This window comes from Pyrobaculum sp. (assembly GCF_049971835.1).
GTDB lineage: Archaea > Thermoproteota > Thermoprotei > Thermoproteales > Thermoproteaceae > Pyrobaculum.
This window is the reverse complement of the sequence record NZ_JBMFKV010000114.1, coordinates 1-6,533: the sequence shown is the minus strand read 5'-3', so window position 1 is coordinate 6,533 and position 6,533 is coordinate 1. Positions and strand designations below refer to the sequence as shown.

Genomic DNA, 6,533 nt, shown 5'->3' with positions numbered 1-6,533 from the left:
GTTCTAAATTAGCAGAAGCGGCGCAACACCCCCATCTACGTTCTTCATGACTTGTAATCGTACACATTCCTGAATCAGGAAAATTGTATGGCGTAAGGTCGGGAAGAGTGTACATGTGGTAGTAGAAAGCTGTAGCCGATTTTAAATACAGACTTAGATGTGGGAGCCGCACAATCCGCCCACCTGGCACCACAGATCTGGTGTATTACTATAGTAGGTGAGTTGGAGCTAGCGATGTGAAAGGCGCCCTACCAGTTCGCACAGAAGATTTTAAATTTACCATATGTACTAGACGTGGAGCCCCCCGCCAAGGACTACGTTAACGCCCGAATCCTTGAGGCATCAGCTGAGACAACCCTCGCCCTTGGGTACCTAAATCGGGGCCTTGTACGGAACGCCGCGGGGAAGGCTTGGAAGGCGGCTCTGGCGACCTGTATTTTTAGGGAGGGCTCCGCCTTATATGTAATCCAGTATTTTTCAAGTGTACGTCACCTTTTTTAAGTGTTAAATTTTTAAACCTAGTGAGTTTTTGATGTACATGAAGACAGAAACCAAAGGTCTGGAACCAATAGTCGCCGCGGTGTTGCTAATAGTAGTGGCGGTAATAGGAGCGGTGCTGGTATACCTCTGGTTCGCCGGATACGTCACAAAAGCCACATCCCAAGCAGAGCAGATGGCCGCCTCAGAAAAACTAAAAATCGAAGCCGCCAACCTAACCAGCGGTACTCCGGTACGGGCGTCGCTCTACATCCGCAACCTCGGGGGAGACAACGTCACAATCGCCACCGTATACATACTCAAGCCAGGCACCATAAACCCGCTGTGTGTTGTCGACGGCTCACAAGTCACGTACTACAAGTCAACTAGCACTACATCAGCGCAAGTAAATAGTCTATACCCTGGCTCTGTGCAATTAGTTAGGTTTAGTACGTCTGGTTGCGGCGTCTCTTCTGGCTTCGACTACGTCATTAAGCTGGTGACGAAGAAGGGTACAGAGTTCGCGGTTACGGTAACTGCCTCGTAAACCCCCCCTTTTTTTATATGGGTTTTCTCAGGAGTGTTTCTCCTCTTGTTGGAGCAGTCTTGATAGTCCTGGTTTCTGTTATTGAGGTGGTTTTGGTGTGGTTATGGTTTTCTGGCTCTTTGAGTAAGAGCCTATTGACAGTAAGTCCCAAGAAAAAATTTTAAATAAGCCCCAGACAGTACACGGCGGCTGAGAGCCCCGGAGGGGCCCGGTGAGCGCCGCGGTCGGTCCCCCTTGTACAACAACTCCCCCTATGCCTTTGATGCCCCTCACCTCATGTAAGCAACGTATTTAAGAAAGGAACCTCCCGACCTGCATGGAGATTGTTGTGAGGGACGTGGTGAAGCTCTACGGCGACTACCCAGCCCTCAGGGGGGTAAGCCTCGAAGTCCCCAGGGGGGTCTTCCAGTGCCTCATCGGGCCCTCCGGCTCGGGCAAGTCCACCCTCCTCCACATAATAGGCGGCGTGGACAAGCCGACTCAGGGCGAGGTGTGGGTAGCCGGCACGAGGCTGAACGACCTCGGCGACGACCAGCTGGCGGAGTTTAGAAACAGAAACATCGGCTTCGTCTTTCAGCTGTTCTACCTAATCCCCAGGATGTCTATACTGGAAAACGTGGAGCTCCCCCTCATACTCAGGGGAGTCCCCAGGGAGAAGAGGAGAGAGGCGGCGCTGGAGGCGCTGAAACTCGCAGGCCTCGGCCACGTCGACCCCCGCAAGAAGCCTACACAACTCTCCGGCGGCGAGCAGCAGAGGGTGGCAATTGCACGCGCCATTGTGACAAGGCCCAGAATCCTCCTCGCAGACGAGCCGACGGGCAACCTAGACAGCGCCACGGCTAAGGTGGTTATGGAGACCTTCCTCAACCTCAAGAAGGAGCTGGGCGTCACCATCGTCATGGTGACCCACAACCTAGAACTACTAACCTACTGCGATCGCTACGCCAAGATGCGAGACGGCAAGATTGTGGAAACAAGCTGAGATCCAGCTTCTTGGCAATATCCCCCACGCCGAGGAAGCTCTACGTTCTGCCGACAGGTAACTATAAAACCGGCATATACACGGTATATAGGTATATATAGTGGGTATAGTAAGAGGTTGCGTCCCTCGACAAAGATAAATTAAAATCTGCGGTTGACGGCCTCAGCCCGTCTCTCAAGGCGCTGATGAACACAGCGACGCTGAAAATCATGGCAACCCCCTTGAGCAGTTGCTAGAAACATCGCCCCGCGAAGCGCTCAAGGCATTTCTCCAATTCGCGGGGCCCCACAACTACCAGCTACTACTCCGAATATTCCAGCAACAATTAGCCAAGCAGAAATGCTACGTAACGCTGGAGGAGCTAGACCGGTTTATAGAGAAATAAAAAAGAGGGGGTTAGCAGGGTATATCCACCCCCACCTTGCCGCCTGGCGCCCGAACTGCTTGTACTACGCCTTTATCTACTCTAATCACGACGTCGAAGAACATGTCGAATTTCTCAAGGTCGCGTAGAGACACCACGACAGCAGGTCCCATCTGTGCAATTTTCCGCAACACCTTCAACACCTTGTATAGGCTCTCGTCGCCATACATGGCCCTCACCAAGTCAAGCCCTCGGATAAACACGGCGTCGTACCCCTCCCTCGCCAATTTATATAGCGTAACTAGAAGCTCTTCAAAGTTCATCTCCATCCTCAAGGCAGGTACTCCCCTACTCTCGGCGTATATTAACCCACCGGCAGCCATGTCTATGTACCTAACCTTTCTTCCCCTCTCCATTAAAGCCCTTGCTGTGTTTATTATGAACCAGTTCTTCCCCGCCCCCATCGGCCCCACCACGCTGTGAAGCAAACCCTTGTAGAGCCCCCCAGCGGCGGCGTCTAGACACCACCCAGTCTCCACCACCTCCACCGCCGAAGTTGTTGTGGTAGTCTTGTCAAATATTATCACTCCATAGCCCTCGGCGATTACGAACGGCACTGAATAACCCGCCTTCCCACCCCTAACCTTCTTCACTAACATCTCTCTAATGGCGCCGTAGGGCTTTAGGTCATATACCAACTCAATGACGTTGTCGGCTATGTACGCCACCTTCTCCGCCACCTCTCTCTCTGCGGTTAAAAACACGTCTATACCCGCCTGCTTATGACTCTATACACCACGTTGTGGATAATATCAACCCCACCCCCAAGACTCAGAAATTCTGTAACCGAGTCGATAACCAAAGCCCCGGGCCTCTCCCGGATCACCGAGTCCACCAACGTGTTAAAGAAGGCCCCTGCTTCTGTTAGAGGAGCCTCCCAAAACACCAGCCTATCGCCAAAGTCGTAGCCAAGCGCCGCCATGTTTTTCCTAAAAGCTACTTCATCCACAAACGCGGAGACCCAAAAACACCTTGTCGTAATTTCCATGGACATACCAAGCGGTCAGCGTCGTCTTCCCTGACCCAGGCGGCCCGTAAACCAGGGTAACGCCGCGCAACTTCATGGCTTCCCCAAAATCTTCCCTATTTCCTCTATAGATTTTATACAGCCCTGCCTCTCGAGCCATGTCTTGAACATGTAGAGAAAAAGCTCGGCGTTGTGCTGACCCAGGGCTCCGCTCAGCACTTGGTACACCGACGACGGATTCTCCAGAATTATCTGCTCAAATGACTTGCCGAATCTAGACAACACACGGTAGTGTATAAAAGTCCTAAGCGAGGAGTTGAGGGAGGTGTAGAATTTTACAAAACCACGGAGAAGTTCAATATCTTCACATTTAGGATGCTCAAGGAGCTCAGATCGCGGCCCTTCCCTGGCGCCCTTCCCTATTTCAGACACAAACTACAAAAAAGTCTTATATATATATTGCTGTATAGTAACGGAAATAAATTCGAGTTCTATTTTCTTTAAATATTTGCCATTGAGTCAAAAATAACGTAGAAAATAAAGCCGACTATGGGGATGTAGATAAGCGCCATGAACAACATCAGCGTAAGGGGGTCGACGCTCATTGGGCCGGCCTGCAGGGCGCCCAGGGGGCTGAAGGCAAGCGCCACTATGTAGACAAGGAGGGGGAGCAACATGACCACAACCACAAAGATTTCAAACATGAGGGAGAGGGACCTCACCAGCGACTGCGCCTTCACCTGCTTAGCCCTAAGCATCCAGTCGAGCCTAGCCATCAGCACTAGATCTACGCGCTGTGTCACCCGGGACGACTTGGTAATAAGCTCCACCGTCTCTCTATACGAGGGGCTCGGCACCCTCTCCGCGCTGTGGGCCAGAGCCTCTTCGGGGCTGGAGCCCATCACCACCATCTCCCTAGCCGCCAGCGCCAGCTCCCTTGCGATGAACCGGTCCTCCTCCACCTCAGCCAGCCTCGTCACCACGCGCCCAAGCGGCAGGCCAGCCGCGAGGAGGGGGAGCATTACGCCCAGCGTATAGACAAAGTTGTTTTCAAAGTGGCTCCGCCTGGCGGTGATTAGGTACACGGGGTAGAGCAAAACCCCGGCGAACGTCAGCAAAGCCGCCACTGCGCCGATGGCCACGGCGGCGACGGGGCCAAGCAGAAACAGCGCCCCGATCCCCGCCGCGGCTCCCGCGGCGGCTGGCGCCACTGTCAGTATAAATAGGTATCGGCGGTAGGAGAAGGCAAGGCCGCTTTGGCGGTACAGCTTGTAGATCATACGGCGCCCCGCCTAACCTCCTCAAGCGTGCGGTCGGGGTCTATGTGGTATTTTGTGAATATTTTGGCGACGACGTACGGCGTGGAGAAGCCGTGTTTCACCATCTCGGCTATCAACGCCCTCCTCCTCTCCAACTCTCTTTTCAAATAATCCAGAGAGATAAACCTAGTTCTTGAAATAGTCTCGAGGTGGCGGCTCTCCTCCACTTGTTCCAGCCTGTCGGCCTCGGGGTTCCACCTAAATACGTAGTGTAGCCTGGGGCGTCCTCCGCGCGTCATGCCCATGTTCTCCGCGATCTCCACCACCCGCCTGGTGATCTGGCCTCCCACCTTCACCCTCAAAATCCTCACGAAGACGTGTGCGAGGCCCACCAACATGGGGGGTACGTTCATAGGCCTGGTGAGGAGCCTCCTCACAGCGTCTTCTATAGTCTCTGCGTGTATAGTCGTGGCGCCGGAGTGGCCCGAGCCGAAGGCCTGGAACAGTACGTAGGCCTCCTCCCCCCTCACCTCGCCGAGCACCAGGTAGTCCGGGCGGGATCTCATGGCTATGGTCAGGAGGTCAAACGCGGAGACGTCTCTCACCCCCTCGTGCCTCCCCGGCCTAGTTAAGAGGGCCTGCCAGTGGTCGTGGATTATGTTGATCTCCCTGGTGTCCTCTATGGTTAAGATCTTGGCGTCGGGCCTCACCAGATACAGCAGGGCGTTGAGGAGGGTGGTCTTCCCCGCCCCCGTGGGCCCAACGATGACGATATTCCTCCCGTAGTCAAGCATAAGCCAGAGGTAGGCCACGGCGTCGCTAGAGATGGTGCCCATCTTCACCATATCCACCAGGGTGATGGGCACCACGAAGTACTTCCTCACCACGAAGCTCGGCCCCCTGGGCGAAATGGGCGGAACCGCAAGCTCCACGCGGAACCCCTCCGGCAACATGCCCTCAAGCACGGGGTCGGCGTAGGACACCGGCCTCCCCACCAAGGCGGAGAACCGTTGCACGTATCCGTCCAGCTCCTCCGCCGTGAGGACTATGTCCGTCTTCAGCGACTCCCAGCGGCTGTGCCAGATGTAGACATGCCCCGGGCCGTCCACATGTATGTCCTCGATAAAGGGATCCCTAACCAGGGGGTCGAGCCTCCCGTAGCCGAGCAGATCCCGGCGCAGGAAGTACATCAGCTTCCCCCACCTCCTCTCGTCTATCCTTATCTTAAACTCCGACGCCGCCCGCCTCGCCAGCTCCTCCAGATACTCGGCCCTCCTCTCCCGCGCAAGCTTCAACACGCCGTCCCTCACCTCGCCCATGTTCTGCACAGCCCGCTTCAACGCCGCCAGCTGGCGGGCCTCCTCCTCGCTCAGAGGCGGCTCCACCGGGCGGTACCTCCTAAAACCCTCCTTATCCACATATATCATGGCCTGCACATACTCCGACACCTCGTACCGATCCAAAATGCTTAGAACCCCAGCCACGTCGGCGCCCATAGCCCCACCCCTACCATAATCACCCCAGCCCCTCCGTGGACCATCCCCGCCCTCGCGCTCCCGTTGACCAACCTGCCCACCACAGCCCCACCCACGACGCTGTTGGCAATGCCAGATATATAAAGCACACGGAGAGCCAAATCTCGGCTAACGACAGCCAGCTGTATACCTTGTATAGGGCCCGCCGAGGCGGCGGAGAACTTCGCCAGCTCGGGCAGGAGGAAGTATACCAAAACGTCTGCCAGAGCGGCGAACACCAGCAACACCGCGTAGAACAGCGCCACGTAGGGCCTCAGCTGAGAGAGAAGAGAAGAGCGGAACTCCACCACCGAGGCGAAGCTCCGCGCCGCCACGTCCAGCACCTCCGGGAGCCTAGCCCCC

The 6,533-nt window shown here is 55.4% G+C and carries 9 protein-coding genes and 1 pseudogene; 4 read left to right on the top strand and 6 right to left on the bottom strand.

Annotated elements, in window-relative coordinates; genetic code table 11:
• Positions 1-294 precede the first annotated feature (294 nt).
• The 4 genes from ACP5J3_RS09765 (at position 295) to ACP5J3_RS09750 (ending at position 2,391) form a co-directional block, all read left to right on the top strand.
• On the top strand, positions 295-501 hold the full coding sequence (locus tag ACP5J3_RS09765; RefSeq protein ID WP_428495517.1) for a PaREP1 family protein: 207 nt from the start codon (positions 295-297) through the stop codon (positions 499-501).
• Positions 502-538: 37 nt separating this feature from the next.
• Positions 539-1,024 (top strand): flagellar biosynthesis protein FlaG, encoded by a 486-nt coding sequence (locus tag ACP5J3_RS09760; RefSeq protein WP_428495516.1) that lies wholly within the window; start codon positions 539-541, stop codon positions 1,022-1,024.
• Positions 1,025-1,340: 316 nt separating this feature from the next.
• Positions 1,341-2,006: an ABC transporter ATP-binding protein gene (locus tag ACP5J3_RS09755; protein ID WP_428495515.1), complete on the top strand. Its 666-nt coding sequence runs from the start codon at positions 1,341-1,343 to the stop codon at positions 2,004-2,006.
• 229 nt (positions 2,007-2,235) lie between these two features.
• Positions 2,236-2,391, top strand: a complete 156-nt coding sequence (locus tag ACP5J3_RS09750; protein WP_428495514.1) for a hypothetical protein — start codon at positions 2,236-2,238, stop codon at positions 2,389-2,391.
• A gap of 11 nt (positions 2,392-2,402) precedes the next feature.
• Here the strand turns inward: ACP5J3_RS09750 and ACP5J3_RS09745 are convergent, their stop codons facing one another.
• The 6 genes and pseudogenes from ACP5J3_RS09745 to ACP5J3_RS09720 form a co-directional block, all read right to left on the bottom strand.
• Positions 2,403-3,134 carry a hypothetical protein gene (locus ACP5J3_RS09745; protein WP_428495513.1) on the bottom strand — a complete coding sequence of 244 codons (732 nt, stop codon included), beginning with the start codon at positions 3,132-3,134 and terminating at the stop codon, positions 2,403-2,405.
• Between the two features lie 2 nt (positions 3,135-3,136).
• Positions 3,137-3,379, bottom strand: coding sequence for a hypothetical protein (locus ACP5J3_RS09740; protein ID WP_428495512.1), 243 nt, complete (start codon positions 3,377-3,379; stop codon positions 3,137-3,139).
• A gap of 111 nt (positions 3,380-3,490) precedes the next feature.
• Positions 3,491-3,829 (bottom strand): hypothetical protein, encoded by a 339-nt coding sequence (locus ACP5J3_RS09735; protein WP_428495511.1) that lies wholly within the window; start codon positions 3,827-3,829, stop codon positions 3,491-3,493.
• A gap of 68 nt (positions 3,830-3,897) precedes the next feature.
• The gene (locus ACP5J3_RS09730; protein ID WP_428495510.1) at positions 3,898-4,677 is read right to left on the bottom strand and encodes a type II secretion system F family protein; all 780 of its coding nucleotides are present in this window, start codon (positions 4,675-4,677) and stop codon (positions 3,898-3,900) included.
• Positions 4,674-6,152: a type II/IV secretion system ATPase subunit gene (locus ACP5J3_RS09725; protein WP_428495509.1), complete on the bottom strand. Its 1,479-nt coding sequence runs from the start codon at positions 6,150-6,152 to the stop codon at positions 4,674-4,676. The genes ACP5J3_RS09730 and ACP5J3_RS09725 overlap by 4 nt, the downstream gene beginning before the upstream one ends.
• Positions 6,125-6,533, bottom strand: a pseudogene (locus ACP5J3_RS09720) (type II secretion system F family protein); the annotation flags it as partial. The gene ACP5J3_RS09725 and the pseudogene ACP5J3_RS09720, both read right to left, overlap by 28 nt.

Bases quoted from the DNA above. Each gene is read 5' to 3' on its own strand.
- ACP5J3_RS09760 (WP_428495516.1), top strand. From the start codon at position 539: ATGAAGACAGAAACCAAAGGTCTGGAACCAATAGTCGCCGCGGTGTTG.
- ACP5J3_RS09755 (WP_428495515.1), top strand. From the start codon at position 1,341: ATGGAGATTGTTGTGAGGGACGTGGTGAAGCTCTACGGCGACTACCCA.
- ACP5J3_RS09730 (WP_428495510.1), bottom strand. From the start codon at position 4,677: ATGATCTACAAGCTGTACCGCCAAAGCGGCCTTGCCTTCTCCTACCGC.
- ACP5J3_RS09725 (WP_428495509.1), bottom strand. From the start codon at position 6,152: ATGGGCGCCGACGTGGCTGGGGTTCTAAGCATTTTGGATCGGTACGAG.